Below are 26,287 nucleotides of genomic sequence, written 5' to 3' on the forward strand. Positions count from 1 at the left end.
GTCTTCCTATTTACTTTCTTCCGTAACCTTATATTCATGAATCATTCCGCTACTGTCATCAAGGTTTCGCGCGGCGGCTCATACGCTTTAAGCTGCCGGAACAAAATGCCCTTCTGTTCCATCATGCGGGACACCTTGCCCGAATCCTTCGGATAAGGACGGTGGAACACAACCTCGACAATGCCGCTGTTGGCAAGCATATTCGCACAGGTCCAGCAGGGCTCATCCGTCACGTACACCGTGCTGCCTTCCCGATCAATCCGGTCCGTGAATAACAGCAGATTCTGCTCGGCATGAATCGTCCGGATGCAGCGCTGTTTCTTCACCATGCTCTCCTTGCCGTCCTGTACGACCAATTCATAATCCTCAGCGATCATACAACCCGCTTCCGAGCAATCAGGCACTCCCATCGGCGCGCCGTTATATGCCGTTCCGAGCAGCTTCTTCCCCTGCACCAGCACCGCTCCGACATGACGCCGCGGGCATTGAGAGCGGGTAGAAACCATAAAGGCAATATCCATGAAATAAGTATCCCAATCTTTACGTTGATCTGCACTCATCATCTGTCACCTGTTCCTTATCAATATCCCCTTTATTGTAGCACATAGCTAAAGTCCAACGTAAGGTTTCATCTTCTCCAGCATTTTGGGACCGATGCCCTTTACGTTCATCAAGTCCGCCTGACTTCGAAATGGACCAAACTGATTTCGATAATCGATAATCGCCTTGGCCTTCGCCTCGCCAATGCCAGGCAGCTCCATGAGCGTTGCGGCATCCGCCGTGTTGACATTAATCAACCCGGATGAATCCGGAGCTGCTGGTTGCTGCGCTACACTGTTAACAGGGGCTTGCTGCTGTAACTGCTGACCGACACCTTCAGCCTGAGGTGGAACCGAGGCCGAAGCAGATTGGCCAGAGGTTGAAGATGAAGCCGTCTGATCTGCTGTACTGCTCCCTGCCGCTCCTTGGTCTTGGTTTGGCATGGGGTCCTCCGCGTTATGTGCAGGCTCGATCTGCCCAGCCTGAGCGGTCTTTGCAGCATTGTTCGAGTCCGCTCCGGGTTCAATAGATGCTCCAGCCGATTCCACGTCCTTATGCCGGGAATCAGCCCCAGATGTCTTCACACCCGAATTCTCTTCAACAGCAACCACCTGCTCCAGCTGATCGTTTAGCGGCTGCCAGTCCTCGATCCCCTGATTCGTACCGCCAGCAAACAAGATGAACCCGCAGCCTGCAATCGTGGCGGCAAGACTCCAACCTAAAGATACTCGTCTCATCTATGACCTCTCCTTAACATCAAAGTTCATTTTGTACAAACCCAGGAATATTCTTCGGTTTCCCTACCGAAATCGCATGAAAAACCGTCATGAATCGGCATCTTCCCTGCATACATTAAACGTAAGGACGGTACATTTCTGCCGTAAAGCGCGAAAGGAGGGAACATACACATGAAGGTCGGTTTTATCGGTACGGGCAGCATGGGTAGTCTGTTGATCGATGCCTTCATTCAATCGGGCGCACTCCTGCCTGAGCAGATTCGGGTCAGCAACCGAAGCCCTGAAAAGCCGCTGCAGCTGGCAAAACGTCATCCCGGTCTGACGGTATGCAGCTGTAACACGGAGACGGCTTCTCAGAGCGACCTGCTCTTCCTATGTATCAAGCCGCTTGAATTCAAATCGGTCATCAGTGAAATCAAAGACAGGATTGAAGCCCGGCAAATCGCGATATCTATCACGAGTCCGGTCCAATTGATCCATCTGGAATCATCGCTGCCCTGCAAGGTGGCGAAAATCATACCGAGCATCACCAACTTAACCGGAGGCGGAGCATCGTTATGCATGTATGGTTCCCGAATAAAAGAAGAAGACAGGCAGCTTATAGAAAGCCTCCTGTCTTATATCAGCAGGCCACTCGAGATACTGGAATCGCACACGCGAATCACTTCCGATTTCTCCAGCTGCGGGCCTGCTTTTTTAAGTTTATTCATGGAAAAATGGATCGACGCTGCCGTTGAAATGACCGGAATCGACCGCAGGACCCTTAATGCATTAGCCGGTGAAATGCTGCTTGGCACCGGCAAGCTGCTAACGGAGGAGGGCTTCTCCCCCGAACAGCTGCAAGAGCGGGTTGCGGTTCCCGGAGGCATCACGGCTCAGGCTTTGACACTGCTCGATTCAAACCTGAACGGATTGTTCTACCAATTGATCAAAACCACACACGACAAGTATGAGGAGGATTTGGCAAAACTGGATGCTGCCTTCGGTTTTACGATTAACCGGCCACGATATTGACCAGTTTACCCGGTACGGCAATAATTTTGCGAATACTCTTTCCTTCCAGCGCCTGCTTGACATTCGGAAGGGAGAGGCTATGTTGTTGCATGGTTTCTTGGTCCATGTCTTTCGAAATTTTGGCACGTTCTACGATTTTGCCGTTAACTTGAACGACAATCTCAACTTCGGCCTCTACAGTCCAAGCCTCTTCATACTCCGGCCATGGCACGTAGGTTACGCTCTCCGTGTAGCCTAAACGGCTCCACAGCTCTTCAGCCAGGTGAGGGGCCAGCGGGGAAAGCAGCTGAACGAAGTTCTCCATCGCTTTGCGCGGAAGCTCTTCCGTCTTGTATCCCTCGTTGATGAATACCATCAGCTGGCTGATCGCTGTGTTAAAGCGCATATGTTCAAAATCTTCGGTTACTTTCTTAATCGTTTTGTGCAGCGTACGTTTGAATTCGTCCGTACCCTCGCCTTCCACGATTTTCGGGTTCAATTGACCATCGTCCCCGATGAACAGCCGCCATACGCGGGAAAGGAAACGATGCGTTCCTTCAACGCCGTTGGTGTTCCATGGCTTGGTCGCTTCCAGCGGCCCCATGAACATCTCGTACACGCGCAGCGTGTCGGCACCGTATTCGTTAACAATATCATCCGGATTGATGACATTGCCGCGGGATTTACTCATTTTTTCATTATTATTGCCCAGGATCATACCCTGATTGACCAGCTTCTGGAAAGGCTCCTTCGTATCGACAACACCCAGGTCATACAATACTTTGTGCCAGAAGCGTGCATACAGCAAATGAAGCACCGCATGCTCCACACCACCGATGTACAGGTCAACCGGCAGCCATTCCTTCTGCTTCTCCTTGGAGCACAATTCCTCATTATTACGCGGATCGATATAGCGCAGGTAGTACCAGCAGCTGCCAGCCCATTGCGGCATCGTATTGGTCTCGCGACGGGCTTTCATGCCCGTTTCGGGATCTACCGTTTCCACCCACTCCGTAACGTTAGCCAGCGGCGATTCGCCGGTACCGGACGGTTTAATCTGATCCACATCCGGCAGCAGCAATGGAAGCTGATCCTCCGGCACGGTCTTCATCGTTCCGTCTTCCAGATGCAGAATTGGAATCGGCTCACCCCAATAGCGTTGACGGCTGAACAGCCAGTCGCGCAGACGGTAAGTTACCTTCTTCTTGCCCTTGCCCTCGTGCTCCAGCCATTCATTCATCGCCTGGATAGCCTCTTCATTATCCAACCCATTCAGGAAGCCGGAATTCACATGCGCGCCACTGCCGCTGTATGCTTCCTCCTCGACATTTCCACCCTGAACAACTTCAATAATCGGAAGACCGAATTGCTTCGCAAACTCCCAGTCGCGGCTGTCATGTCCCGGAACCGCCATAATGGCTCCCGTTCCATAGCCAGCAAGCACGTAATCCGCGATCCAGATCGGCACTTTAGCGCCGTTTACCGGATTGATAGCGTACGCACCCGTGAATACACCTGTTTTATCCTTGGCCAGATCCGTCCGCTCCAGGTCGCTTTTACGAGCTGCTTGATCTTGATAAGCCTTTACGGCTTCACGCTGATCGGCTGACGTAATCTTATCCACGAGGTCATGCTCCGGCGCCAGAACGCAGTAGCTTGCCCCGAACAGCGTATCTGGACGGGTTGTGAACACCTGCAGATGACCATCGTACCCTTCGATGCCAAAACGAACCTCAGCGCCTGTGGATTTGCCAATCCAGTTGCGCTGCATATCCTTCAGGCTCTCGCTCCAGTCCAATTCTTCCAGATCCTCAAGCAGACGATCCGCATATTCGGTAATACGCAGAATCCATTGACGCATCGGCTTACGTACGACCGGATGGCCTCCGCGTTCGCTCTTGCCGTCGATGACCTCTTCGTTCGCAAGCACGGTACCGAGCGCTTCGCACCAGTTCACCGGCACTTCAGCCACATAGGCAAGACCGCGCTTATAGAGCTGGATAAAGATCCACTGGGTCCATTTATAATATTCCGGATCGGTGGTGCTGATCTCGCGGTCCCAGTCATACGAGAAGCCGAGAGATTTGATCTGGCGGCGGAATGTATCGATATTCTGCACGGTAAACTCGCGAGGATGTTTGCCTGTGTCCATTGCATACTGCTCCGCTGGCAGACCGAAGGCATCCCATCCCATCGGATGAAGGACGTTGTATCCGCGCATCCGCTTGTAGCGTGACACGATGTCAGTCGCCGTGTACCCCTCCGGATGCCCTACGTGCAAGCCTGCGCCTGATGGATACGGAAACATATCCAGCGCATAAAATTTCGGTTTGGATGATGAATCTTCCGTTTTAAAGGTTTTGTTCTCATCCCAGTATTGCTGCCACTTCGGTTCGATGGCCTGCGGCTGATAGCCGTGGCCCGTTGGTTGATTGTCCGTCATACTTCATTGCTCCTCCTTCACAGTCGAGAGACAAGGCCTATGCCATTGCCCAAAAAACAAAAAAACCTCATCATCCATAGCGCTGATCGCTAGGGACGAGAGGTTTGATTCCCGTGGTACCACCCTAGTTAGCCAAAGGCATGCTTTGCCTTTCACTCCCTTTGCATCCTTATCGCGGATGAGACGACGATGCTTCAGCGGCCTAATCTGCCGGAATACAGCCCTCCGACGGCCGGGTTAACACCATTGCTCCGAGGCGAGTTCATTCCTATCGTCAACCGGTTTTCACCAGACACCGGCTCTCTGCATGATCGAAAGTGGAACGATTGATCCTCATCATCGCGTTCATATTACCGTTTTAATGTGGCTATTATACCCAAAAAGTGCGATCAAGTCAACGAAAGCTCTTCTCCGCTTCTGCGATAATATTCCGGCGTCGTCCCGACCATGGCCTTGAACATCCGGCTGAAATGAGCCAAATGCTTGAAGCCTGCCGCCTGGCTGATCTCCGTGATGCTGAGATGAGGGTGGAGCCTGAGTAAAATTTTAGCTTGGTTAATCCGCCGGTGATACAAATATTTAAACACGGTCGTACCAGTAACCTCCTTAAACAAGGAGGATAAATAATGCTTCGTAATATGCATATCGCGGGCAATTCGCTCCAACGTCAGATCCTGCATATAATTTTCCTCGACAAACGACACGACATGCTGGACATGCCGCTCTTTCTCCGAGATGGAATCCTGATCCTGCACAGCATCCTGGCACCAGTCGGCGATGACGTACATCATCTCCTGAATACGCAAGGTCATCCTTTCCTGACGAAAACCGGCCGTGGATGCCGAAAGGCGATGTATATCGGCCAGCATGCCTTCAAATTCGTCCCGGTTCGCCCCTGTCAGCGTCATGCGGTGATTGCGCAGCGTTTCGAACGGGTCCAGCAATATCGATCTGGCCGGCTCCGAAAGTCCCTTGCAAATCCAGGCCGGATCAAAATGCAGAATGCTTCTGACATATCTGGAATCAGGCTCTACATTCGGACAGTGAAGCGTAAGCCCGTTCATCAAGAGCAGATCCCCGGGCTTCAGCGTGAAAACGGAATCGCCGATCAAATAAGTGCAGCGTCCTTCATGGAAATAATAAATTTCATAAAAAGCATGCGAGTGAAACTGCCCTCCGGACAACGGCTGTTCATTGTAATAGGTCAGATCGAATGGCTCCTGCAGCTGCATGCGGTCAAAGCCTGGCATCATATCGGCAGATGAGGTCATCTAGAGAATCGCCCCTTTAGCGATTTTGGAGTTGTCTAATCCTCAACCCTCAACAATGCGGGGTTTTCTCTATTATAAATGATTTTATGAAATGCGCACGGCCTCATTTTGGGCGATGACGCACAATTCTCCGGCTTTGAAAGCGTGCTCCTGGGACATGGCATGCTCCGTACGTTCCAGACAATCCAGGATAAGCTCCCCGAAGAACGGGTAGCCCACCTTGCCTTGAAGCTCCATATGAAACTCTCCCTCGCCATTAACCAGGTAGAGATGATCGCCCTGCGGATGCCTTGCGATATCGATGTATTTGCGAAGCTCGATGTATCCTTCCGTACCCAGAATAAAGGTTCTGCCATCGCCCCAGGTGCCAAGGCCTCCGGGCGTCAGCCAGTCGACGCGGAAATAATTGGTGGCCCCGTTGTCTCCCACAAGCGTTGCATCTCCGAAATCCTCCAGCTCCGGGTAATCCGGATTTGCATAATTGCCCACCTTGCTGCTGAGCACCTTGGCATCGCGGCAGCCCGCAAAAAACAAAAATTGTTCAATCTGGTGGGAGCCGATATCACACAAAATGCCGCCGTACTGTTGATGACGGAAAAACCAGTCCGGACGGGAGGACGCATTTAAACGGTGCGGCCCTGTTCCCATCACTTGCACCACTCGCCCGATCGCCCCGTCCTGGATCAACTTCCCGGCATGGACGGCACTCTCCACATGAAGCCGTTCGCTGTAATAGACCATGTACTTCTTGCCTGTCTCCACGGCTTTCGCGCGTGCAGCGTTCACCTGCTCCAGCGTGGTGAACGGCGTTTTATCTGTAAAATAATCCTTGCCGTGCGACATGACCTTCAGGCCAAGTTCGCATCTCTCCGAAGGTATGGCGGCAGCCGCTACCAGATGTACTTCAGCATCTTCCAGCACCTGGGCCTCGGAGGAAGCAACGGTAACCTCCGGGTATGCCTTGCAAAAAGCCGCAACCTTGGCGGGGTCTGGATCATACACCCACTTCAATGTCGCCCCGGCCTCGATCAGCCCGTTGCACATGCCGTATATATGGCCATGCTCAAGCGACATGGCTGCAAACATAAATTCTCCGGGCTTGCACACCGGCTGGGCCTTGCCCACCGGCGCATAGAGCATTCCATTACTGCGGTCCATACCACGTGCCCCCTAAATGTTATTTAATAGGCTCCAAACGTTTTGCTCATATCCACCGGTCCGATCTCCTTGACCGTTTTCTGATTGGAAGAGTGTGTGATCCGTTCCTGCAGCATTTCGTAATAAAGCTCTTCGTTAAGAGGCAGATCAACCCAATTGTCGGTCCAGGTGGACAGATGCATGGCATTGGACAGCGTCAATCCATGAATTCCCTCTTCACCCGGGGCAATCAATGGCGTTCCATGCAAAATAGCATCCGCAAAGTTCTGGATGATGCCACTATGCTGCGGGTTATCCCCCGAGATCGGCACCTCGCATTTCCAGCATTCCGGTTCGCCGAAGCCTCCGGTATACTCCCGATTGAATTCCGGCTCTGGCACACGGAGGCGCCAGAAGGTGAGCTTGCCGTCCTCGATGACGATTTTTCCGCGGTCCCCCGTCACTTCATATCGGTTCGTTCCCGGCGCTTCACCCGTTGTCGTAATGAAGACAGCCGTAGCACCATTCTCGTATTCCGCATATGCCGTCACGTCATCTTCGACTTCGATGTTCCGGTACTTGCCGAAGGCGCAAAATGCACGAATTCTCTTTGGCATCATGCCGGTCGTCCACTGCCAGAGGTCCAGTTGATGCGGGGACTGGTTAATCAATACCCCTCCGCCTTCTCCAGCCCAGGTAGCTCGCCATCCGCCTGAATCATAATAGCTCTGGGACCGGTACCAATTCGTTACGATCCAGTTCATCCTCCGGACTTCGCCGAGTTCGCCGTCAGCAATAAGCTCTCTCAGCTTCTTGTATAGCGGATTACAGCGCTGGTTGTACATAATCGAGAACACTTTGTCACTGGCTTCTGCCGCGCGATTCATTTCCCGTACCTGCTTTGTGTAAACGCCTGCCGGTTTCTCGATCAGGACATGGAGTCCATGATTCAGGCACGCGATCGCCACTTGAGGATGGGCATAATGGGGCGTGGCAATAATTACCGCGTCAATCTCGCCCGATGAGATCATAGCGTCCGTATCACTCCAAATTTTCACGTCCGAAGGCAGCGTTGCCCTCGCTTCTTCCTGCTTGGCTGGATTCAGATCGCATATAGCGCTAAGCCGTGCGCCCTTGATCCGCCCGGACGCCAGCGATCTGGCATGCGAAAACCCCATCCCCAGTCCGATTACCCCTACTCTTACCTGCTCCATGTCTATAGCCTCCTTCAAAAGTGACCTACGCGTTTTGTTTCTGATCCGACCACAACTTCATCTGCTCGGCAAAACGAACAAGCATTTCCCTGGACTGGAACGTTCCGCTAAAATCCTCGATCCCGTAATAACCTTCGTAGCCAACCGATTGCAGATCCTGTATGACCTGCTTCCATGGCACGGCCCCTTGGTCAAGCGGAACCCATTCCCCGGACCACGCCGCCGAGGTGCCATCATCGGAAGGCGTTTTGCGGTAACCTCCGTTTTTCACATGGACATGAGCCAAATAGGGACCGAGCAGCTCCAAGCCCATCCGGTAGTTCTCGTAACCTTCATGGACCATGTTGCCCGGATCATACAGCACGCCGATATGCTGCGGATTGAAGTGGGATACAAGCCGGTGCGTCAATCCCGCGCTCGGAGTGATCGTAAGATGATGCGTTTCCACCACGGCCTTGACCCCGTAAGCCGCAGCGAGATCCTGTACCTCATGCAGATATCGGACCGCCTGGTCGTACAGCTCATTGTAATTGCGCTTTCGGTCATATCCCGGGATACCCACCCGAATAAAGGAGGCTCCGATTAGCTTGGCCGCTTGCATAACCTGCTCCGTCGCTTCCACGTCGCCGCATGTCAGATAAGGGACGACCGCAAGACTGCGCCGGCCATGCTTGTCGGCTGCTTGCTGAAACCTGAGCCAATCCTCCTGCGTGCCGTTTGGATCCATGGAGCAGCGGTTATGCCGCCAGAAGGAGGGCTTCTCCCCCGCAGCCTCTTCCGGAATCTCCTTGAAACGCCATTCGATTCCTTCAATACCGGCATCCGCCGCGGCTTTTGCTAACTCCTCAGGCTGTAAGTCAGGAGTTGCGACTGTAAATACGGACAGTTTCATGCTCATTCATCCTCTCTCGACCCAATAGATTAGCTTATGCATCATTTGATCATCATTGAACTCAAATACGGTCATCCAGAGCGTATCGAATGCATAGAAGCATCCCTTGAGATAGCGCTATCATTTCTTTTGATCCTATCTATCCCTCATCGTAGCACAGTCCCAGAAGCAAACCCATATCCCTGCTGCCAAACCTTAACCACGGTCAAATAAAGCAGAAAAGAAATGTCTTTGAATATAATGAAATCCATGATCAAGGAAAAAGAAGCACTTTCTTTCGTCGCTACAGACGAATGAAAGTGCTTCTCATACAAGGATTTTTTATTTTACGGCAACATAGAACAGCCGGGATGCATCCTGGCCCGCTTCCATCCACTCAAAATCGGCATAACATTTCACATCCCGGAATCCGGCCTTAACCAGCTCGACCTTCATCCATTCGGGGTCGTATCCCCGCTGCACATGCGTTTCCTCAAAGCGGCGGAAGACCGTAGGGTCTTGGTCATCTCGTGCAAAGATGGAGAGATGATGCTCTATCTCCATCCGGCGTTCGTCTAGGTCGCATGTCCAAATGTAGGACACTTCCCGTTCGTCCAGCACAAAGGGCTGCTCTTCATCGTATCGAAGCAGCGTGTTCGGGTGATGCACATCAAACAGGAACGTGCCGCCTTCCTTGAGACCGTTGTAGGTCCTTGTAAATGCGGAGCGGATGTCCTTTTCCTCCAGCAGGTAGTTCACACAATCACAAAATGAAATGACGGAATCCACCTGCTCGGGCAGCTCCCACGAACGCATGTCCTGTTGTACCCAGCGGACGCTGCCTTCCCGGAACAATCGATGCCCCTGGGGTGTACCCTCCAGCTTGCGTCTGGCAACTGAGAGCATATCTGCCGATAGATCAATTCCTGTTACCTCGAAACCGGAGTTCACGAGCGGAATGGTGATGCTGCCTGTCCCGCACCCGAGCTCAACGACGCTTTTTGGCATTCCGTGCTTATCCCAGGCGGTTCTCGCAAAACGAATCCAATCCGGGTACGGCATGTCTTCCATGAGTTGATCATATACGTAAGCAAACTTGCGGTAAGACAACATGATGACACCACTTTCCTTAGAAGCTTCCCCTACCTTGGCGGGTTATTCGTTTGAACCGGAGTTCTCCTCTTGATTGACCATATACGTCCAGCTGTCCTTTTGCGTAACCAAACCGTCCTTCATCAGCTTGCCAAGCGCGCGTTTAAAGGCGGATTTGCTAATGCCGAACCGCTGCTTAATGATGTCGGGCGGCGTTTCATCCGAATACGGCATCCCATGGCCCGGACGCTCCTTCAGAAAAGCAAGCAGCCGGTCTGCATCATCCGTCCGTCCGATCTCTTTTTGCGGAACCATGGACAGGTTGACCCTGCCATCTTCCCGAATATGGCTGACCCGGACCTTCACCTCTTCACCAAGCCGCAGCATACGCGTCCGTTCCGAGGAATGGATCATACCGATCGCGCCGAAACCGATCACACCGCCATCGATGATGACAAACGTGCCCATCTGGAGCGGCTTGTACACCAGAGCAGTGAACCATTGGCCCTTCCACGATTCAGGCGCATGGAACGCAAGCGGAGCAAGCTCTTGTTCTCCGGCGAGTTTCGCGCGAAGTCGTCCTTGCTTATCATGCTCCATGATGACAAACACATGATCTCCCACTTGGGGGTGAAGCTCCCGCAACTCCGGCAATTCTCGGATTGGAAGCAGAAGTTGCCTGCCGAGCCCCATCTCGAGGAAACAGCCGAGGCGCGGATGGACGTCCGCCACCTCAAGCTTAGCGGTTTCACCCAACGTAAGGTAAGGCTTCTTCATCGTAGCGGCCAGGCGGTCTTCCGTATCAAAGAATATAAAGACCTCTACCGTATCCCCCGGCTCAATCTTACCCGTGAGCTCCGAATAATGAAGAAGCACATCCCGATCTCCGCCATCCAGAAAATAACCATAAGGGGACACTTCTCTGGAAACGACGAGTTTCGTTAATGTGCCGGCAATCAGACTCATACGTTCTCCACCACTTTAGCATCTGACCACAATCGTTCGATGTTGTAATATTCGCGCTCATCGCGATGGAAGATATGAACGATCACGTCTCCGAGATCCATCAGCACCCAGCGGGCTGCATCCATTCCCTCCAGTCCGCGCAAAGCCACTCCTGCATCATGAGCCTGTTTACGAATTTCGGTTGCGATCGCTTGCACTTGTGTATCCGAGTTACCATGGCAAATGACAAAATAGTCTGCGATCAGGGAGATTCCTCTAAGATCCAGAACCACGATATCCATCGCTTTTTTATCTTCAGCGGCAGTCACTGCCACATTTAATAATTCATTCGGTTTCAACGTCATGAATTCGCCTCCAATTGCTTAATTAGATCGTTGCGGGCTAGTACCGTCAACGGAAAAATGATTTGTCTGCGCGAAAGCAGATGTCCGATCGTCGAATCAAAACCGGCTGCAAGCGCCTCTTCAAGGCTATGGTTGGCCAGTTCGCGAATATTATTCACGCCGGGGAAATCCCGTCCCGGCTCCATATAATCCGCAAGACAGACCACCTTGTCAAGCAGCGTCATGCCTATGCGCCCCGACGTATGGTAGCGGATGGCGTCAAGCACCTCAGCATCCGTCACGCCATACTCTTGCTCCGCTACGAATGCGCCTACCTCAGCATGCCAAAGCTGCTTATCGTAATGGAGCAGCTCTTCGGAGAGCGCATGCTCCACCATCATTTGATGAAGCTTTTGCACGGGCCAGTATTTGGCCACATCATGCAGGATGGCAGCCAATTCCGCCTTAACCGGATCGGCCCCGAACCTCTTTGCAAGGATGACCGCGGTTTCCATTACGCCTTTTGTGTGATCCCAGCGCTTGGCCGGCATCTGGGAGGATACCGCTTCAATGAGTTCATCACGGCTGTACTCCATAAATACCGCTCCTAACAATATAATCGTATACACGGTCCGGCACCATATAACGGATGGACGAACCTGATGCGGCTCTGCTCCGAATCATGGTGGAGGATATTTCGATCAACGGCATCTCCGCTGTCACTACCACCTTTTGCAGGAAATCAGGCAGATCATCCACCGATAGCTTGGTTCCGGGACGGTTAAGCCCAATAAACGTCAGCATGTCCGCCAGCTCCCCGATCCGATTCCACTTGGGAAGATACGCTACCATATCCGCTCCGATAATGAACGAGAAATCATGCTCGGGATACATATCCCGCAGTTCTCTAACCGTGTCTACCGTATAGGATACGCCGCCGCGCTTCACTTCCCAATCCAATGTACGAAAAGATGGATGGTCGGCTACTGCCTCAGCGGTCATCTCCAGCCTCATCAGACCGGTTACGCCAGCATCTTCCTTGTGTGGGGGGATATGGCTTGGCATAAACCATACTTCTTCCAGATCGTAAGCGTCCCGCGCGCACTCGGCTGCTAGCATATGCCCGATATGAATGGGATCGAAGGTTCCGCCCATTATCCCTACCTTCATTCGGGTTCACCTCCCCTAATAAGAGAGTTATTCTATATCCGATAAAACTGGAGCTATTAGGGCTCCCTTACGGCAATTCGATGGTTTTGTGGTCTTTCGATTCTTTATAAAGCACAATCGTCTTGCCGATAACCTGTACCAGTTCGGCTCCGGCACCTTCAGCAAGCTCCTCGGCGATTTCACGCGGGTCTTCAAGACAGTTGTTGAGAACGGATACTTTCATGAGTTCCCGTTTCTCAATCGCCTCGGAAATATGCCGGATCAGATGCTCGTTGCTGCCTCCCTTGCCTACCTGGAACAGCGGATCCAGATGATGCGCAAGCGAACGTAAATGTCGTTTTTGCTTTCCTGTTAACATGCTTGGTCATTACTCCTTAAATATTCAATTATTAAAGCTTGCTGCTTATCGAAAGCTATATTGTAGCTTTTGCATAAGCATTAATCAATAAACAAGATATTAAACCTCGACTTAGAAGCTGGTCAGAACCGCTTCCTTCATCGCCTGTACAGGCGCCGTCAGACCTGTCCAATACTCGAATGCATACGCCCCTTGGTTGATGAACATCCCAAGTCCGCCATGCACCGTGCATTGCCGAAGCTCACTTACCCGTAACAGCTCGGTCTTCAACGGATTATAGATCAGATCGCTGACAACGATCCCTTCCGGTATATACTCCATTGGAATGGGAAGCTCGGAAACCCGGGGAAACATGCCCACCGAAGTGGTGTTGATCACAACATCGGCATCCGACAACGCCTCTCTGGCATGATCCTCTCCGTATCCCCTCAAGTCGGCAAGCGAGCTCCACTCCTCGGCCAACGCCAGCGCTTTGGCGGATGTCCGATTCACAATGGATATCTTCTCAGGCCCTTCTCCGGTAAGGGCATAGATGATCCCCCTGGCCGCTCCGCCAGCGCCGATGACGACGATGCGCTTCCCCTTAAGATCGGGACAGGCTTCATCCTTTAATGAACGAACATATCCGATCCCATCCGTATTATAACCCGTCAATTGGCCATTGTCGTTGACGATGGTATTCACGGCACCGATGCGCCGCGCCCCTTCATCGACGACATCCAGATACTTCATAACCTCCACCTTGTGCGGGATCGTTACGTTCACCCCTCGGAATCCCAGCGCTTTGACAGCCTGGATGGCGTCACTAAGCCCTTCCGGACGTATATGAAGAGGCACATAGGCCCCTGACAATCCCAGGACGGTGATCGCCGCATGATGCATGGCCGGTGATTTCGAGTGACCGATCGGGTCCCCCATTACGCCAAGGAGCAAATAATCACGCTCGATCATTGGATTCACTTTCATTTCTCCCCTATCTCTCCCATGATAAACCGGACGGTATACCAGAGCGATTCATCAATTATATCAAGGATGGACGCGACAGAACTTTGATTCCTTTAGGGACATGAACCGCAACAAGCGCTCCCTGTTCACCATTGATCTTGATCCAGCCGAGCCCTGAGATAAACACATCTTGGCGGGTTCCCTTAGGAATACGGATTTCATGTCTTGTCCATTCCGGTAGTTCTTCAATCCGTTCTTTGGTCGGCGGTGAGAGCAGCTCTCCGGCATGCTCAGCAAATAACGAATCCGCTCGCTCCAGTTTGGTCCGATGAATCCCTAATCTGCCGCTAATAAAGCAAGTAAAGGATTGGTGCTCTCCTTGGAGAAAATCAAAACGGCCGAAACCTCCGAAGAATAGCGTCTGCCCTTCGTTCAACTGGTAAACCATCGGCTTCAGCGGATTTTCCGGCATAACCGTCCCCAAATCCTCACGGCTCACAAGCTCGCTGTAGCGCCAAGGGTACACGATGCCCGGCGTATCAATAATATACCGGCCGTCGTCCAGTGGAATATTGACCATATCCAGCGTCGTTCCCGGATAACGGGAAACGGTCAGCTCCTGATCTAAATCGCTGTAGTCGCGGATCAGGCGATTGATCAAGCTGGATTTACCCACATTCGTGGCGCCAACCACGTAGACGTCCCGGTCGCCTCGGTAATGCGCTACCGTCTCCAGCAACCGCTCAAAGCCTTGATTCTTCTTCGCGCTGCAGAGCACGATGTCTTCGGTTCTCAGGCCATGCTCCTTGCACTGCTTCTGTACCCAATTGAGAACCTTGTTCCAATTGGTGACCTTCGGCAGAAGATCCGTCTTGTTAACGGCCAGAATAACCGGATTGTTGCCGACAAACCGCTGCAGCCCCGAAATAAGGCTGCCTTCAAAATCGAAGAGATCCACGATATGAATAACAAGCGCGTTCTTGCCGCCGATCTGTCCCAGCAGCCGTAAAAACTCATCCTGGTCTACGGCAACCGAGGACGCTTCATTATAATTCTTTATCCGGAAACAGCGCTGGCAAATAACCGGGTCGCGGTCCCAAGCCTTCTCCGGCAAATAGCCCGGCTTGTCCTGTGCTGCACTCTGAAGCTGTATGCCGCAGCCGCTGCACTTCTTGATGTCTTCTCCGCCAGTAGGCAACGTCATGATTTCGGTTCCTCCTCCATCCATAATCCTTTTTTGCGCAAACGGGTCAATGCGATGCGCTCCACCCGGCGATTGACCAGGCGCGTAAACCATCCCTCATCGTTGATGGCGATGGGCATAACCAGTACCGTATACAGACCCAGCCGATTCCCGCCATATACGTCGGTCAGCATCTGGTCGCCGACAACTACCGTTTTCTCCGGCGTAAGCTCCATCATCTTCATCGCTTTGCGAAACGGGGTATTGCTTGGTTTGCGGGCTTCATGCACATACTGGATATCCAGCGGCGTCGCAAATTTAGACACGCGTTCCAGCTGGTTATTGGAGACGATGATGAGCTGGAAACCGATCTCCTTCACCCTTTTGAACCAAACAACCAGTTCCGGCGTGGCAACCGGTGCCTTCGCCCCTACAAGAGTATTATCCAAATCGGTAATGATCCCCCGATACCCCTGCTCATATAATTCCTCTAGGTTAATATCAAAAACCGTATTGACACGGAGCTTTGGAATTAACATTTCAAACAAGTTCGTCACCTCAATTTCATACGAAAAACTATACCATATTCCGGTTCCTTAGTAAAAATAATCACGAGCCTTTTTCTTCCCTTATACCGCACCGCTGACTTTACTAGCAAAAGACCACCCGGCGGCTAATTGGAAGCAGATCGGGCGGTCTTGAATGACCGGATATCAGAACGAATTCATATCGAGTTATCCTGATACACGCAACAACAACCACCCATCACGCGAATCTGTCTTCTTGGATTAGGTTGATAGACGTTTCTCGGATACAATGCGGACCTTCTTGATGGACTTCTTCAGCTTCTGAGCATCATGTTGGACGGAGCGCCATTGCTCCTCCTTCACTTCAGCCGGACTGTACCGAGCCGCTTCAAATTGCTGCAGCAGCGGCCTCAGCTCCGCTCCCAGCTCAGGATGTGCACTTACCCAGCGGCCAACCGATTCACGGAGAGTTTCATGTTCCTGCCTCACTAAGCCGCGGCGCTGCACGGAACGAATCCATCGTTCGGTTTCGGCAATGACTTTATCCGCTGCCGTCAGCGGCTTGCCCGCCCGAATGCGTGCCCCGGCAAAACGCAGGCTGATGCGCATTCTCCACACGATGTACAGAATCCACAATACGATAACAACCACGGCTGCCGTGACAACAACTTTAACCCAGACAGGTTGCTGATGATCAGAGGCTGCGGCTGGCGTAGCCTTGTCCTCTGCCTTCTCTTCTTCTTCAACTTCTTCCTCAATGACAGGCTTAGCGTCTGTGTCGGCCGTCAAAATCGGCATGCTGAAGCCTGGTGTTGCTTCAATCGGAACCCAGCCGTACTCACCGAAGTATACTTCAACCCAGGAATGAGCGTCAGCATTCGTAACGGTATAGTTTCCGGGCTCAATCGTGGTCTGACCATCGGCCGGAACGTACTCCGAAGCCGTCATTCTTCCCGGTGCGTAGCCTTTGACCCAGCGCGCGGGGATATCCAGCGACCGTGTCATCATCACCAAGGATGTAGAGAAATAATCACAATACCCTTCCTGGATTTCAAACAGAAACGCATCCACAAAATCATCGCTCTTCTTGCGCGTAAGATCCGGCGTGTTGGTATAAGTAAAGTTGCTCGTTAAATATTGTTGCAAGAGCATGACCTTCTCATACGGCGTATCTCCATCCGCGGTAATTTCTTCGGCCAGATCGGAAACGCGGTCAGGAAAGTTTCTCGGCATCTGGATATAAGCATCGTCAATCGAACTGGAATATAGTTCATCATAAGTCCTGGTGCTCAGCTCATCGATTGGAATCACCGGCACTTGCGACGTTAAGGTATAACTCTTCGGGTAGTCCGCATTACGAACGTCGTCCAGATGCATCTCCGCGCCTTCGGTCACCCAGCTGAGCCGATCCGGATCGATATCCTCATCCAAATTCTCCAACTGACGAACAGTGTAGGCACCAAACAATACCGGGTACACCGTATCACTCAGCATCGTTACCGATTGCTCCAGCGTTTTGGTAGGTACGGATGCGCTGGCTTCTCCCGGCAATTTCTCACCGATGCCCACGCCCGTACCGGAACGCCGGCTGCTGGCTCCGTCCGCCCAACCAGTTCCCGAGTAGACGGCTCTGGTCTCCCCTCGCCAATAGCTGCGTTCATCCGAGGTAATCGACATCACCGGTGAATAGTCAAAATTAAAACCGCCGCCAAGGTCATTATCCTCTCGTCCATACCCGGACATGCTTTCAGACGGTGACTCGATAAGGGTTCCGGTCCCGGTTGTACTGCTGCCGGATAACGGCACTCCGTTCCACTCTCTCCACGCCGTGTAAGGATCGGTTAATGTCGGCTTCACATGCGGCATATTCACGCCGGCCACAATGATCAAAGAGAAGATGACCAGAATGTTGGCGATAATCTTAAACGGATATTTCGATAAATTGACCCAACCCTGCGGAAAACGCCTGCGGAACCGGTTAAAATGGCTGGATACGAGCCAGCCCATCCCTGCTCCGACCACCCAGGCGATCTCATCCCACAGCACGATTTTCGTAAAGGAATCCAGCACGGCAAAACCGATGACGTTGATCCCGACTGCAAAAAGCACGCGCCCCTTGGTTTTGGCCCACCGCGTAAGGAACAGGAAAGCGGCCCATGCGGCGATAGCAAACCACAAATAAGGAAAAAGATACATGATTTCCTCGGTCAGAACGCCTTCAGCTCCGAAGGCGGGAACCGGATTACCGTAAGTTTTCAGCAAACTGTACACACAATACAAGATCAAAACAAACTGGATAAGCACCCGGTAACCTTGCTTGATCGGCAGCAGCGCTTCGGTAACCGCCGTAATGGTTAATGCTGCGATAACCATGGCTGTCGTTTCCGAGAGCCATATCGTTTCCGTAAAGGAGACCCACTGCATCCCGATGATCCAGATCCATAGCATCGTTAAGGTACTAAAGAAGGTAGTAGATAGTTTGTCCAGCCATAACTTCATCATGCACCACCTCCCAGCGCAGCCGGAAGCTCATCAAGGGAAGAAACCGAATAGCTTGAAATCCCCCGGGATTGCAGAAGCGATATGGATTCATCGCGTTTTTTCGTTTCATTGGAATTGTTTATTTGCAAGAAGCAAGGGTTCATTCCCCTGGTTTCTACCCAGCGCATGATCTCTGAAGCGTCCTTGCCGCTCATCGGGCTGATCAGCAGGAACAGGGCTCCTTTTGGAAAATGGCGATAGGATTTCTCCAGGGAAGCAATCAATTTGGTTTTGCGGTTATAATCCACGTCAACCAAATGCTGAATCATGCGCATCCGCTCTCCGGCGTGATCGGCAGGAGCGAATATTTGAGCTTCTCGGGTAGCCGTGAACAAGCCTGTACCCGCATGCTCCTTGGCCCCATACTCGATCAGCGACGCAGCAGCCGATACGGCCAGCTCAAATTGCTGGGCATGATCATATCCGTCCGCGGTGCAGTCCAGCACGATCATCGTTCTGGGAAACGATTCATGCTCAAATTCCTTCGACTTCCACGAGCCCGTCTTCGCCGTTGCATTCCAGTGAATCCGGGAGATCCGGTCGCCATATACATAATCGCGAACTCCGTTGATCTGCGTTGTTTCCCGTCTTGAAGCGGAAACCGTGGTATGCGTACCGCCCAATCTTGAATTCCGTATGTTTCGCTGCCATTTGGGAATATATATAGTTCTTGGCAGAACGCGGAAATCGGTCTGAACTTCAATTCGTCCCTTGTGCTCCATTAATCCGAAAATATCCTCGCTAATACATTCCGTCTTTGAAAAAGCGTACCGCCCCCGTTCAAGCGGAGGGGTCTGAAATACAAGCTTGCCCGCACCGCGAAGGTTCGGAATGACGCTATCTTCAAAAGACCAGGAATCGCCGTTGTGCCTTTGCAATACTTCACGCACGATCATATAGGGCATCGGCAGCAAACCCGGAACATGGACCTCCAGCTTCACGCGAACCTGTTCACCGGCGTGAAGAGGTTCTCCTTCATGCTCCGATCCTCCCAGCACTTTTCGCTGGGCTTTCACACGATTGACCCCGCCAAAGCCTGCACCGATCAAATAGATCGTCAGAAGGCTGACCATGGAGAAAAGCATGAGCGAGGTTTTGCCCCCCTGAAATAATACATACAAAAGACATAGGCACCATACCGCCAATACCGCTGCCAGTCTAGACGGCTGCATGCCATTCAAAAATAACGAAACAGCGCGGCGCATGCCTATCTCCCCATCTGAACAGGCACTTTGACCTGACGCAGTATAAACTCGAGCACCGATTCGGGACTCGCGTTGTCGAGCCTGGCTTCCGGACGCAGCATGATCCGGTGCGAAAGTACGTATGGAGCCAGCGTCTTCACATCATCTGGCAGAACGTAATCCCTCTCTTGCAAGAAAGCATAAGCTTTAACAGCATTCATAAATGACAGCGTTGCCCGGGGACTTGCGCCCAGCATAACGGAAGGGTGCTCACGGGTCGACCGGGTGATATTCAGCAAGTAATCGGCGACGGGGTCACCGATGAACACCTCGCGAATCTCACGTTGAATAGCCGAAATGGTATCCATATGCGTCACCGGCTGAAGCTTGTCCGCCAGTTGTCCGTCCCGCGAACGGTACATCAGCTGCTTCTCCGTGGCAGCATCAGGATAACCCAGGCTCAGCTTCAGCATAAACCGGTCCAGCTGTGCTTCCGGGAGCATATAGGTGCCTTCAAAATCGATCGGGTTCTGGGTCGCGCACAGCATGAAGGGATGCGGAAGCTCGTGGGTAGCTCCATCCACTGTTACGCTTCGCTCCTCCATTACCTCAAGCAGGGCCGATTGCGTCTTGGTTGTCGCTCGATTGATTTCATCCGCCAGCAAAATGTTGGTCATGACCGGACCTGGACGGAAGTAAAACATTTCGTCTCTCGGGTGGAATACCGAAACGCCCGTTATATCACTCGGGAGAATATCCGGGTTACACTGAATGCGGCGGTAGTCTCCCTGCATGGATTTCGCTAATGCTTTGATCAGTTGGGTCTTTCCTGTGCCGGGCACATCCTCGATCAGTACATGTCCGCCAGCGAGCAGCGCCGTAAGGAGCAATTGGATCTCAAATTCTTTGCCTAATAGGCACGACTCCAGATTGGTTCGCACCGAGGTAATGATTTTCATGGATTCTTGGCTTACGGGCATGTATGACTAACCTCCTGTAAGGGAATAAATACTTATTTTAGTACTATTGTACATGATCGAGGTCACGGAGTACATTCGAAGAGACATTTTGCCTATTCACCTTCTTGTCGTCCTTATAAACAGGAAAAGACCCCGGCATAATGCCAGGGTCCTCTCCTTCTTGATGATTTTAGTTTTATCCCTTCGGACGAACAAACAGAGCGGCCAGGAACGAGAAAATGATGGCCGAGGATATCCCTGCACTGGTGACTTCGAATATCCCCGTCACGACCCCGATCCAGCCGTCCCTCCCCAGCTCCGTCAAGGCACCGTGCACAAGCGAATTACCAAAACTGGTGATCGGCACAGAAGCTCCCGCTCCCGCGAATTTGACCAGCGGCTCATACAATCCGAACCCGTCGGCGATGGCTCCGGCGACCACTAACGTACTCATCGTATGTGCCGGTGTCAATTTAATAACGTCCATCATAATTTGCCCAATGACGCAAATCAGACCGCCAATAATAAACGCCCATAAAAACTGCATTGTGTTATCCTCCCATCTCTAAGGCTACAGCGTGAGCGATGCACGGAATGCTCTCACCCTGCTGGTAAGAAAGCGGCGACAGCAAGGCTCCGGTAGCAACGACCAGCACCTTCTTCAATTCGCCTTTAAGCATCCGTTTCAAAATATGGCCATAAGTGACAACAGCCGAGCAGCCGCAGCCGCTGCCCCCTGCATTAACGTATTTCTGCTTTTCCATGTCGTAGATCATTAAGCCGCAATCGGCAAATACCGTGCCGTCCATGATGACATCATTCTGTTTCAAGAGATCCTTGGCGATTGGAAGTCCAACCGAGGCCAGGTCACCGGTCACGATCAGGTCATAATCCTTCGCTTTCCGTCCTGTGTCCTTAAAGTGCTTCGTTATCGTATCGGCTGCCGCCGGAGCCATCGCCGTCCCCATATTGAACGGGTCCTTGATGCCCAGATCGACCACTTTGCCAATGGTGGCATACGTGACAGCAGGACCGTCTCCCTTGTCCGAAATGACGGAGCAGCCTGCTCCCGTTATCGTATATTGCGCATACGGCGGTTTCTGCGATCCATACTCCGTAGGATAACGAAACTGCTTCTCGACCGTACAGTTATGGCTTGCAGTACCGGCCATGACATACTTGGCCCCTCCTGAATCCACGAGCATGGAGGCCACCGCGAGGCTCTCCATTGAAGTAGAGCAGGCACCGAATACGCCGATGTAAGGCACACCCAACTGTCTTGCAGCAAAGGAACTGCTGATGATCTGGTTCATCAAGTCCCCGCCCACAAAAAACTGCAGCTGGTCTTCCTTGATGCCAGCCTTCTCTACCGCTTTGCTCGAAGCATCCTCCAGCAGTTTCCGTTCCGCTTTTTCCCATGTTTTTTCGTTGATCTCAATATTGTCGTAGACATAGTCGAAATCATTGGCCAAAGGCCCTTCGCCTTCCTCCGGGCCTACAATCGTTCCCGTGCCGATAATGACAGGTTTGTTCTCGAACTGCCAAGTTTGGCCGATTACCTTCATCTCTCGTTATCTCCCCTCGATGCCAAAAATAGCGTAAATGATACCGATAATAAACGCAGCCACGGTACCAAATACAATGACAGATCCCGCCAACTTAAACATGCTGGCCCCGACCCCGAGGACCAGACCCTCCGCACGGTGCTCGAGCGCTGCGGAGCACATGGAATTCGCAAACCCCGTGACCGGCACGGCGCTGCCCGCTCCCGCCCATTGCGCGATTTTGTCATACACGCCGAAGCTGGTCAGAACGACGGAGAGTATAATCAGCACGGCGACCGTCGGATTGCTTGCTTCGGTGGTGCTCATATGGAACACGGACATGAAAAACTTCTGAATGCATTGGCCGATCAAACAGATAAGACCTCCCACCAAAAACGCACGCAGGCAATTTTTAAGTATGGGGCGTGGAGGTTCATGCTTTTTTGCAATCGCCTGATATTCCCCCGAGCTCATTGTGGTGATATCAGACTTAGGCTTTTGGTTAGAGCCTGACATTTCAATACACCTCCGCTTTTATTTAAGTATGGAATCCTCTATAAACTAAACACCACTATGGATATCACTCGATATCATTATGCTTTGAATGAACTCCCTTTATGTTTGGAAAATCATCCTTCTCACTTGGCAATCACGGCTTGTCCAACATCAAGGTCCTCCCGCACGAAAATCAGCCTTCAGGAATATCCCTGAAAGCTGAAGTAAGACTCGCCTGCCATCATTGCTGAAGCCGATCATTATATAAGAATGTATTTCAGCAAAATGACGAGGAGGATGAACAGGACCATAATGAGCAGAAGTTCTCTGACTTCGGCATGATAGACGTTTACCTCAATCCCATGGTGCTTCATACTCTGCTCCTTCCCTCGAACAACAAAAATTCCACTTCGTTTCTACATCGTATTCCTTTCCCGAATGCAGGGTGCTTGTTCCATTTACTTTTAAATCACATAGCCTTAGCGGCACGGGTTTGTAGACTTTTCAGATATATAGGGGCATACTAGAAAAGGAAAAACTCTTACATACCTTTTCTAAAGGAGCGATTTCGTAATGAATGAATCAACAATGGAATTATTTCGTACTTTGACGGAATTCCCGGCTGCACCGGGCTTTGAGAGGGAACTTCGTTCCTGGTTGAAGAATGCCCTTTCGCCATATACAGATGAGTTCGTGCAGGATCGGCTGGGCAGTCTGTTCGCCGTTCTTCGCGGTAACGATGAAGGTCCAAAAGTCATGGTGGCCGGTCACATGGATGAAGTCGGATTCATGGTAACCGGCATTACCGAAGCGGGGATGGTCCGTTTCCAGCCGCTCGGCGGCTGGTGGAGTCAGGCCGTGCTTGCTCAGCGCCTACAAATTATTACAGACAACGGCCCTATCGTCGGGGTTGTCGGCTCCATCCCTACACACCTGCTGGATGAAGCGCAGCGCAGCAAACCGGTCGACATCAAAACGATGTATATCGATATCGGTGCCGACAATAGGGCGGAAGCCGAAGCGTTCGGCATTCGTCCCGGATTGCAAGTGGTTCCGATCTGTGAATTCACCCCGCTCGCCAATCCGAAAAAAATCATGGCTAAAGCATGGGATAACCGCTATGGCGTCGGCCTGGCGATCGAGCTGGTTCAGGCGCTCCATGGCGAGAAGCTGCCTAACACCGTTTACGCTGGTGCAACCGTCCAGGAAGAGCTCGGATTGCGCGGAGCACGTACTTCGGCCAACCTGATTCAACCGGATATTTTCTTCGGACTGGATGCCAGCGCGGCGAATGACATGATGGGTGACAAGAGCCAGTTCGGCCAATTGGGTCAAGGCGCACTGCTTCGCATCTTTGATCCGACGATGCTGACTCACCGCGGAATGGTAGAGTACGTTCAAGATACGGCGGAGACCAACAAAATCAAATACCAATACTTCGTCTCGCCGGGCGGCACGGACGCAGGCCAAGTGCATCTTAGCGGCATCGGCGTTCCGTCCACCATCATCGGCATTTGCTCCCGCTATATCCACACATCTTCCTCCATCATCCACACAGACGATTACGAAGCTGCTAAAGAACTTCTGATCAAGCTCGTGAAAGGTTTGGATCGCACCACGCTCCAGACGATTCTGGATCGGGCATAATCTTATTAAGGAAAGGGTATCCTGCAGGTCTCACAGAGACTCGAGGATACCCTTTTCTTGCTTCTTCCCTATGAAGATAACGTCTCCTTATGTCGTGCAAACCGAAAGGATATGATCATCGTTAAATAGACAATAACAACCAGCACCGTATTCAGCGCAAATATCATCCGGAATCCTAAAAGCCCCCCTGCCGAATGACCCGGGAGCGCCAGCATGGCACCCCCCGCCGCCGTACCAAACATCATCCCCAAATTTCGTGACAGCGCCAAAATACTGCTGATCAGGCCGAGGTCCGTTTTGGACGTCCTGCCCATCACCAGGGAATTGTTCGGGGGCGTAATGATGCCCATGGAACCGCCGAGCAGGACGATAAGCAGAATCAGGAAGAAGATCGGATATGCCGGCGATACAAAACCGAGCACAATTAACGCCGCTGTCATGACAAGCAGACCGGCTGATAGTAGCGGGAATGTCCCCAGCTTATCCGACAAGCTCCCGCTCAGAGGCGAGAATATGATCAGCGACAACGGATATCCCATCATGATCAGCCCTGCCGTGGCAGGTTCTACGCCCAGCTCGCTCAGCAAAAACACGGGCAGCACAAGCTGAGCGGAGAAAGCTGCCATATAGGTAATGATGGTGATGATGATTCCCACGCTAACGCCTGCATCCCGAAACAGGTCCAGCTTCATAAACGGGAATTTCCCTTTCCCTACTCGTTCCCACCGCGACGAAAGACACCACCCGATGAATGCAGCAGCTCCCGCACCGAACACGATGAACAGCACCGCAACCTGCCATGAACCCCAGCCCCACTGAGCTCCCAAATTCACGGCCGTAACCAGTCCTGTTAGAGATATCGCAAACAAGGCAGCCCCCGGCACATCCAATCGGCTTACGCCTTTTTCCGGTTCGTCCTTCGGAATGAAGCGCTGGGCGAACAACCATGCAATAAGGGAAATGGCCGTCAGCAGCCAGAAATTGCTCCGCCACGAAAACCATTGAATCAATATTCCGCCAAGGCTAGGTCCAACCATCGAGCCCGCGGCAACAAACGTGCTAATGAGCCCGAGCGCTTTGCCGCGCTGCTCCTTCGGGAATACGGAGATGATCAGCGCCATATTGGTGGCTTGATACATAGCCGCTCCTACGCCTTGTAGAATTCGCGAAGATATCAGCCCGTTTAATGAAGGAGACAAGGCGCAGCAGAGCGCCCCTGCCATAAACACAAAATAACCGATATTGTGGATTTTCCGCCTGCCCAGCATATCCCCAAGCTTTCCCATGACCGGAAGTAGTATGGAGATGACAAGCAAATAGGCGGTGACAATCCACTGGGCCGTAGGGATGGTGGAATCGAATGTTCTGGCGATATCAACAAGCGCAATGTTGAACATGCCGGCCGACAGATTGGACAGAAATGCCCCTAAACAAATGGTATATTGGACAATCATCCTTGATCTGTTATACATGCAGGACTCACCCGCTTTATTCATTAATTTCTGTGCCGTTCATAGAAAAAGCTCCCGCATGCGGAGAGCTTCCCTCTGTTTGAAGCATATTCAGACAAGCTAGCCGATGGCTGGCTGAGCCATCGACATCGGCCGCAGCGGTTCCTCAGGCGTTGGATCCATCCAATATCGATAAGCTGTGCTACCTTACTAACTTTCCCGAAATTGCCTTCAATATTCTGGAGCGCCATCTCATGAACCGTTGACGAATACGATGCGCAAGCATCCGCTACAAGCACGATATGATAATCCAGCATAATCCCGTCGCGGGCCCTTGAGCAAGGCAGAAGGATGTCCTTTTGGGGCATGTAGCCCGAAATCTCAATTTTGTGAGTCATGCCCCTTCCTCCCTCTCTTTTGATTTCATGATTTTTGAGATCCATCCAACATATATTTTCAAAGGCGGATGTAACAAAAAATCGCCAGTTCAGCCCCAAGCCGCACACATGTATGTGCCTTGGTACCAAACTGACGATCGGCCCGCTCTCTACCCGAGGTTGTTCAAAAAGTCATCTTTTGATAAGAAAACCTGACTTTTTGAACCCGTACTACAAGAGTCCGGCATGTCGTTCAGATATGTTTCTATCTCCTTCTCCAAGAATACGATGGTACCGGAAAACTTGGTCTCTGCATCAT

26 protein-coding genes and 1 other annotated feature are annotated in these 26,287 nt (G+C 51.9%); of the genes, 2 read left to right on the forward strand and 24 right to left on the reverse strand.

Going from position 1 to position 26,287, the window contains the following annotated elements; translation table 11 throughout:
• Positions 1-41: 41 nt before the first annotated feature.
• Together ABEW73_RS14235 and ABEW73_RS14240 are read right to left on the reverse strand one after the other, a co-directional pair.
• A complete protein-coding gene (locus ABEW73_RS14235; RefSeq protein ID WP_430167064.1) occupies positions 42-560 on the reverse strand; it encodes a deoxycytidylate deaminase in 519 nt (172 codons plus the stop codon).
• A gap of 48 nt (positions 561-608) precedes the next feature.
• On the reverse strand, positions 609-1,277 hold the full coding sequence (locus ABEW73_RS14240; RefSeq protein WP_430167066.1) for a ComEA family DNA-binding protein: 669 nt from the start codon (positions 1,275-1,277) through the stop codon (positions 609-611).
• A 171-nt stretch (positions 1,278-1,448) separates the two neighbouring features.
• Here ABEW73_RS14240 and comER point away from each other — a divergent pair, with 171 nt between their 5' ends.
• Entirely contained in the window at positions 1,449-2,291 is an 843-nt protein-coding gene (comER, locus tag ABEW73_RS14245) for a late competence protein ComER (protein WP_430167068.1), read from the forward strand.
• On the opposite strand, the gene leuS is transcribed toward comER, so the two are convergent.
• The 20 genes from leuS to spoVAC form a co-directional block, all read right to left on the reverse strand.
• Complete coding sequence (gene leuS / locus ABEW73_RS14250) at positions 2,272-4,713, reverse strand: leucine--tRNA ligase (protein WP_430167070.1); 2,442 nt, start codon at positions 4,711-4,713, stop codon at positions 2,272-2,274. The genes comER and leuS overlap by 20 nt on opposite strands.
• Positions 4,714-4,801: 88 nt before the next feature.
• Positions 4,802-5,062: a binding site (T-box leader), on the reverse strand.
• Positions 5,063-5,102: 40 nt separating this feature from the next.
• Positions 5,103-5,984 (reverse strand): AraC family transcriptional regulator, encoded by an 882-nt coding sequence (locus tag ABEW73_RS14255; RefSeq protein WP_430167072.1) that lies wholly within the window; start codon positions 5,982-5,984, stop codon positions 5,103-5,105.
• 84 nt (positions 5,985-6,068) lie between these two features.
• Positions 6,069-7,142 carry a Gfo/Idh/MocA family protein gene (locus ABEW73_RS14260; protein ID WP_430167074.1) on the reverse strand — a complete coding sequence of 358 codons (1,074 nt, stop codon included), beginning with the start codon at positions 7,140-7,142 and terminating at the stop codon, positions 6,069-6,071.
• A 23-nt stretch (positions 7,143-7,165) separates the two neighbouring features.
• Complete coding sequence (locus tag ABEW73_RS14265; protein WP_430167076.1) at positions 7,166-8,335, reverse strand: Gfo/Idh/MocA family protein; 1,170 nt, start codon at positions 8,333-8,335, stop codon at positions 7,166-7,168.
• Between the two features lie 25 nt (positions 8,336-8,360).
• Positions 8,361-9,227 (reverse strand): sugar phosphate isomerase/epimerase family protein, encoded by an 867-nt coding sequence (locus ABEW73_RS14270; protein ID WP_430167078.1) that lies wholly within the window; start codon positions 9,225-9,227, stop codon positions 8,361-8,363.
• Between the two features lie 321 nt (positions 9,228-9,548).
• Positions 9,549-10,319: a class I SAM-dependent DNA methyltransferase gene (locus tag ABEW73_RS14275; protein WP_430167080.1), complete on the reverse strand. Its 771-nt coding sequence runs from the start codon at positions 10,317-10,319 to the stop codon at positions 9,549-9,551.
• Positions 10,320-10,361: 42 nt separating this feature from the next.
• A complete protein-coding gene (locus tag ABEW73_RS14280) occupies positions 10,362-11,264 on the reverse strand; it encodes a CvfB family protein (protein ID WP_076320551.1) in 903 nt (300 codons plus the stop codon).
• Positions 11,261-11,608: a ribosome silencing factor gene (gene rsfS / locus ABEW73_RS14285; RefSeq protein WP_071222884.1), complete on the reverse strand. Its 348-nt coding sequence runs from the start codon at positions 11,606-11,608 to the stop codon at positions 11,261-11,263. Before rsfS ends, ABEW73_RS14280 begins: the two co-directional genes overlap by 4 nt.
• Positions 11,605-12,183: a bis(5'-nucleosyl)-tetraphosphatase (symmetrical) YqeK gene (gene yqeK, locus ABEW73_RS14290; RefSeq protein ID WP_076320550.1), complete on the reverse strand. Its 579-nt coding sequence runs from the start codon at positions 12,181-12,183 to the stop codon at positions 11,605-11,607. Before yqeK ends, rsfS begins: the two co-directional genes overlap by 4 nt.
• Positions 12,167-12,757 (reverse strand): nicotinate-nucleotide adenylyltransferase, encoded by a 591-nt coding sequence (locus ABEW73_RS14295; RefSeq protein ID WP_430133197.1) that lies wholly within the window; start codon positions 12,755-12,757, stop codon positions 12,167-12,169. The genes yqeK and ABEW73_RS14295 overlap by 17 nt, the downstream gene beginning before the upstream one ends.
• A 67-nt stretch (positions 12,758-12,824) precedes the next feature.
• Complete coding sequence (gene yhbY, locus ABEW73_RS14300) at positions 12,825-13,115, reverse strand: ribosome assembly RNA-binding protein YhbY (protein ID WP_076320548.1); 291 nt, start codon at positions 13,113-13,115, stop codon at positions 12,825-12,827.
• Positions 13,116-13,226: 111 nt separating this feature from the next.
• Complete coding sequence (locus tag ABEW73_RS14305) at positions 13,227-14,081, reverse strand: shikimate dehydrogenase (RefSeq protein WP_076320547.1); 855 nt, start codon at positions 14,079-14,081, stop codon at positions 13,227-13,229.
• Positions 14,082-14,136: 55 nt separating this feature from the next.
• Positions 14,137-15,264: a ribosome biogenesis GTPase YqeH gene (yqeH, locus tag ABEW73_RS14310; protein WP_076320546.1), complete on the reverse strand. Its 1,128-nt coding sequence runs from the start codon at positions 15,262-15,264 to the stop codon at positions 14,137-14,139.
• Entirely contained in the window at positions 15,261-15,791 is a 531-nt protein-coding gene (locus tag ABEW73_RS14315) for a YqeG family HAD IIIA-type phosphatase (RefSeq protein ID WP_098742677.1), read from the reverse strand. Before ABEW73_RS14315 ends, yqeH begins: the two co-directional genes overlap by 4 nt.
• 240 nt (positions 15,792-16,031) lie before the next feature.
• Positions 16,032-18,272, reverse strand: a complete 2,241-nt coding sequence (locus ABEW73_RS14320) for a DUF4129 domain-containing transglutaminase family protein (RefSeq protein ID WP_430167082.1) — start codon at positions 18,270-18,272, stop codon at positions 16,032-16,034.
• Positions 18,269-19,516, reverse strand: coding sequence for a DUF58 domain-containing protein (locus ABEW73_RS14325; RefSeq protein ID WP_430167084.1), 1,248 nt, complete (start codon positions 19,514-19,516; stop codon positions 18,269-18,271). Before ABEW73_RS14325 ends, ABEW73_RS14320 begins: the two co-directional genes overlap by 4 nt.
• Positions 19,517-19,518: 2 nt before the next feature.
• Positions 19,519-20,475 (reverse strand): AAA family ATPase, encoded by a 957-nt coding sequence (locus ABEW73_RS14330; protein WP_076320542.1) that lies wholly within the window; start codon positions 20,473-20,475, stop codon positions 19,519-19,521.
• Between the two features lie 175 nt (positions 20,476-20,650).
• On the reverse strand, positions 20,651-21,001 hold the full coding sequence (spoVAE, locus tag ABEW73_RS14335) for a stage V sporulation protein AE (RefSeq protein WP_015734153.1): 351 nt from the start codon (positions 20,999-21,001) through the stop codon (positions 20,651-20,653).
• Positions 21,002-21,005: 4 nt separating this feature from the next.
• Positions 21,006-22,019: a stage V sporulation protein AD gene (gene spoVAD / locus ABEW73_RS14340; RefSeq protein WP_430167085.1), complete on the reverse strand. Its 1,014-nt coding sequence runs from the start codon at positions 22,017-22,019 to the stop codon at positions 21,006-21,008.
• Between the two features lie 6 nt (positions 22,020-22,025).
• On the reverse strand, positions 22,026-22,514 hold the full coding sequence (spoVAC, locus tag ABEW73_RS14345; protein ID WP_430167087.1) for a stage V sporulation protein AC: 489 nt from the start codon (positions 22,512-22,514) through the stop codon (positions 22,026-22,028).
• 552 nt (positions 22,515-23,066) lie between these two features.
• On the opposite strand from spoVAC, the gene ABEW73_RS14350 reads away from it, so the two are divergent.
• Entirely contained in the window at positions 23,067-24,140 is a 1,074-nt protein-coding gene (locus tag ABEW73_RS14350; RefSeq protein ID WP_430167089.1) for a M42 family metallopeptidase, read from the forward strand.
• Between the two features lie 68 nt (positions 24,141-24,208).
• Here the strand turns inward: ABEW73_RS14350 and ABEW73_RS14355 are convergent, their stop codons facing one another.
• Positions 24,209-25,612, reverse strand: a complete 1,404-nt coding sequence (locus ABEW73_RS14355; protein WP_430167091.1) for an MFS transporter — start codon at positions 25,610-25,612, stop codon at positions 24,209-24,211.
• A gap of 23 nt (positions 25,613-25,635) precedes the next feature.
• Complete coding sequence (locus ABEW73_RS14360) at positions 25,636-25,989, reverse strand: isochorismatase family protein (protein ID WP_430167093.1); 354 nt, start codon at positions 25,987-25,989, stop codon at positions 25,636-25,638.
• Positions 25,990-26,287: the final 298 nt, after the last annotated feature.

The sequence above is a fragment of the Paenibacillus lautus genome (genome assembly GCF_050482385.1).
Classification (GTDB): domain Bacteria; phylum Bacillota; class Bacilli; order Paenibacillales; family Paenibacillaceae; genus Paenibacillus_AQ; species Paenibacillus_AQ lautus_B.

Coding starts and splice junctions, on each gene's coding strand:
- ABEW73_RS14235 (WP_430167064.1), bottom strand. CDS start 560: ATGAGTGCAGATCAACGTAAAGATTGGGATACTTATTTCATGGATATT.
- ABEW73_RS14240 (WP_430167066.1), bottom strand. CDS start 1,277: ATGAGACGAGTATCTTTAGGTTGGAGTCTTGCCGCCACGATTGCAGGC.
- comER (WP_430167068.1), top strand. CDS start 1,449: ATGAAGGTCGGTTTTATCGGTACGGGCAGCATGGGTAGTCTGTTGATC.
- leuS (WP_430167070.1), bottom strand. CDS start 4,713: ATGACGGACAATCAACCAACGGGCCACGGCTATCAGCCGCAGGCCATC.
- ABEW73_RS14255 (WP_430167072.1), bottom strand. CDS start 5,984: ATGACCTCATCTGCCGATATGATGCCAGGCTTTGACCGCATGCAGCTG.
- ABEW73_RS14260 (WP_430167074.1), bottom strand. CDS start 7,142: ATGGACCGCAGTAATGGAATGCTCTATGCGCCGGTGGGCAAGGCCCAG.
- ABEW73_RS14265 (WP_430167076.1), bottom strand. CDS start 8,335: ATGGAGCAGGTAAGAGTAGGGGTAATCGGACTGGGGATGGGGTTTTCG.
- ABEW73_RS14270 (WP_430167078.1), bottom strand. CDS start 9,227: ATGAAACTGTCCGTATTTACAGTCGCAACTCCTGACTTACAGCCTGAG.
- ABEW73_RS14275 (WP_430167080.1), bottom strand. CDS start 10,319: ATGTTGTCTTACCGCAAGTTTGCTTACGTATATGATCAACTCATGGAA.
- ABEW73_RS14280 (WP_076320551.1), bottom strand. CDS start 11,264: ATGAGTCTGATTGCCGGCACATTAACGAAACTCGTCGTTTCCAGAGAA.
- rsfS (WP_071222884.1), bottom strand. CDS start 11,608: ATGACGTTGAAACCGAATGAATTATTAAATGTGGCAGTGACTGCCGCT.
- yqeK (WP_076320550.1), bottom strand. CDS start 12,183: ATGGAGTACAGCCGTGATGAACTCATTGAAGCGGTATCCTCCCAGATG.
- ABEW73_RS14295 (WP_430133197.1), bottom strand. CDS start 12,757: ATGAAGGTAGGGATAATGGGCGGAACCTTCGATCCCATTCATATCGGG.
- yhbY (WP_076320548.1), bottom strand. CDS start 13,115: ATGTTAACAGGAAAGCAAAAACGACATTTACGTTCGCTTGCGCATCAT.
- ABEW73_RS14305 (WP_076320547.1), bottom strand. CDS start 14,081: ATGAAAGTGAATCCAATGATCGAGCGTGATTATTTGCTCCTTGGCGTA.
- yqeH (WP_076320546.1), bottom strand. CDS start 15,264: ATGACGTTGCCTACTGGCGGAGAAGACATCAAGAAGTGCAGCGGCTGC.
- ABEW73_RS14320 (WP_430167082.1), bottom strand. CDS start 18,272: ATGATGAAGTTATGGCTGGACAAACTATCTACTACCTTCTTTAGTACC.
- ABEW73_RS14325 (WP_430167084.1), bottom strand. CDS start 19,516: ATGCGCCGCGCTGTTTCGTTATTTTTGAATGGCATGCAGCCGTCTAGA.
- ABEW73_RS14330 (WP_076320542.1), bottom strand. CDS start 20,475: ATGCCCGTAAGCCAAGAATCCATGAAAATCATTACCTCGGTGCGAACC.
- spoVAE (WP_015734153.1), bottom strand. CDS start 21,001: ATGCAGTTTTTATGGGCGTTTATTATTGGCGGTCTGATTTGCGTCATT.
- spoVAD (WP_430167085.1), bottom strand. CDS start 22,019: ATGAAGGTAATCGGCCAAACTTGGCAGTTCGAGAACAAACCTGTCATT.
- spoVAC (WP_430167087.1), bottom strand. CDS start 22,514: ATGTCAGGCTCTAACCAAAAGCCTAAGTCTGATATCACCACAATGAGC.
- ABEW73_RS14350 (WP_430167089.1), top strand. CDS start 23,067: ATGAATGAATCAACAATGGAATTATTTCGTACTTTGACGGAATTCCCG.
- ABEW73_RS14355 (WP_430167091.1), bottom strand. CDS start 25,612: ATGTATAACAGATCAAGGATGATTGTCCAATATACCATTTGTTTAGGG.
- ABEW73_RS14360 (WP_430167093.1), bottom strand. CDS start 25,989: ATGACTCACAAAATTGAGATTTCGGGCTACATGCCCCAAAAGGACATC.